This is a genomic window from Saccharomonospora iraqiensis subsp. paurometabolica YIM 90007 (genome assembly GCF_000231035.2).
Classification (GTDB): Bacteria; Actinomycetota; Actinomycetes; order Mycobacteriales; family Pseudonocardiaceae; genus Saccharomonospora; species Saccharomonospora paurometabolica.
On sequence record NZ_KI912188.1, the window covers coordinates 2,938 to 5,198 of the forward strand.

Sequence of the window (2,261 nt, forward strand, 5' to 3'; positions counted from 1 at the left end):
GTCCCCGTCCGGCGGGGCGGTGGCGGTGGACTGCGCTTCCGACGTCACACGACCTCCTGTGCAGCGGGCCCCGCGGTGGGCGCGACGGCCCCGGGCTGTTCTGGTCGACCGGGCCGGCCCCGCCCGCCGGGCCGACCTGACGGGCAGTGTGTCAAAGATCGGCGCACCCGGTGGGCCAACCACGACGATCACGACGCGGCGGGCCGGTGTGCTCAGCGTCTCACAGACCGTGCCTCCCCGGTCAGGTGATCTCCCCTCGCCGACCCCGGCGAGTCGTCACCCCGGTACGCCGAGTCGTCACTCCATGACGCCATGTCGTCACTTCGCGACCTGGCGTCGCTCGGGGTGACCCTGTTCGGTGTCACCCGGGGTGGCGAACCCGCCACGACGCCCCACTCCCACCACCCTGCCATGACCTGCGAAAACGGCTCCCAGAACGCCCTGAATCGGCCGTTTTGGCGTTGACTGTGGTGGAAAGTGGGGTACCGTGGTGAGCAGTGGGGCGGACGTGATGCCCCGGAGCCGATCTCGGAGGGGGCCGCGGGGCCCCGGCGTTGGTCGGTAGGGGAGGTGGAGGCCGGTGTTTCTCGGCACCCACACTCCCAGGCTGGACGACAAGGGGCGGCTCACGCTGCCTGCGAAGTTCCGTGACGCGCTGGCAGGTGGGCTGATGATCACCAAGGGACAGGACCACTGCCTGTACGTGTTCGACCGTGCCGAGTTCGAACAGATGGCGCGCAAGGTCGCCGAGGCGCCGTTCACCAACGAGTCGGTGCGGGCCTACCAGCGCTACCTGTTCGCCGGGACCGACGAGCAGCGTCCGGACGCGCAGGGGCGGATCGCGATCGCCCCCGAGTTGCGCCGGTACGCCGGACTCCACCGGGACTGCGTCGTGATCGGCGCGATCACCCGGTTGGAGATCTGGGACTCCGGGGCGTGGGAGACCTACCTGGAGGAGCACGAGGACAGTTACGCGAAGGCGCAGGAGGAGATCCTGCCGGGCATCTTCTGACGCGGGCACGGCGTCGGATGACGTGAGGCTGCGGCCCTGATGCACCTTCCCCGGTATCAGGTCCGCAACCTGACGGCATCCGGCTCCCGGCGTCGAACAGGGGCGACGCCGGCGACGTGGCGAGTCGGGTGAGAGGGGGCGCCGTGAGCGGCGACGAGGCAGCGCACCAGCCTGTCCTGCTGGACCGGGTGCTCGCCCTGTTCGCTCCCGTCGTCGCGGGCCGTGCGGCCACCGTGGTCGACACCACGCTCGGTCTCGGCGGGCACGCCGAGGCGTTGTTGACCGCGCACCCGGACCTGCGGCTGATCGGGTTCGACCGGGACACCGGGGCGCTCGATCACGCGCGGCGGCGGTTGGCCGGGTTCGGCGACCGGGTGCGGTACGTCCACACCACCTACGACCGGATCGGCACGGTGCTCGGCGAACTGGGCCTGTCGGCGGTGGACGGTATCCTCATGGACCTCGGCGTGTCGTCCATGCAGCTCGACCTCGCCGAACGCGGGTTCGCCTACTCCCGGGACGCACCGCTCGACATGCGAATGGACCCGACGGCCGGGATCACGGCCGCCGAGGTGCTCAACACCTACCCCGCGGCCGAGCTGACCCGGATCCTGCGGGAGTACGGCGAGGAGCGCTTCGCCCACCGTATCGCCAGGGCGGTGGTCGCCGAGCGGGAGCGGGCGCCGTTCGACACCAGCGAGCGCCTCGTGCGGCTGCTGCACGACACGGTGCCCGCAGCGAGCAAGCGCACCGGTGGCCATCCCGCCAAGCGCACGTTCCAGGCCCTGCGCATCGAGGTGAACGGGGAACTGGACATCCTGCGGGTGGCGGTCCCCGCCGCGATCGACGCCCTGGCGGAGGGCGGACGGATCGTCGTCGAGTCCTACCACTCGCTGGAGGACCGCATCGTCAAGCGCGCCTTCGCCGCGGCCGCGGCCTCCAGCACGCCGCAGGACCTGCCGGTGGAACTGCCCGGACACGGTCCCCGGGTGCGCCTGCTGACCCGGGGTGCGGAGAAGGCGGACGACGCCGAGATCCGGCACAACCCGCGGGCCGCCTCGGTACGGCTGCGGGCGGCGGAGAAGAGGGAGGCCCGACAGCGATGACCGCACCGGCCCGCGACCGCGGGACATCCACGGACCGGCGGAGGACCCGTGGGCGCTCCGCCACGGGCGATCCCACCGCGGCGACCTCGAAGACCGGAACCCGCACCCGCACCCGCACGGCGGGCGGCGGGACCGGGACGGGT

2 protein-coding genes are annotated in these 2,261 nt (G+C 72.1%); both read left to right on the forward strand.

Going from position 1 to position 2,261, the window contains the following annotated elements; translation table 11 throughout:
• Positions 1-580: 580 nt before the first annotated feature.
• Complete coding sequence (mraZ, locus tag SACPADRAFT_RS0201485) at positions 581-1,012, forward strand: division/cell wall cluster transcriptional repressor MraZ (protein WP_007027344.1); 432 nt, start codon at positions 581-583, stop codon at positions 1,010-1,012.
• Between the two features lie 143 nt (positions 1,013-1,155).
• The gene (rsmH, locus tag SACPADRAFT_RS0201490) at positions 1,156-2,118 is read left to right on the forward strand and encodes a 16S rRNA (cytosine(1402)-N(4))-methyltransferase RsmH (RefSeq protein WP_007027343.1); all 963 of its coding nucleotides are present in this window, start codon (positions 1,156-1,158) and stop codon (positions 2,116-2,118) included.
• The last annotated feature ends 143 nt before the right edge of the window (positions 2,119-2,261 follow it).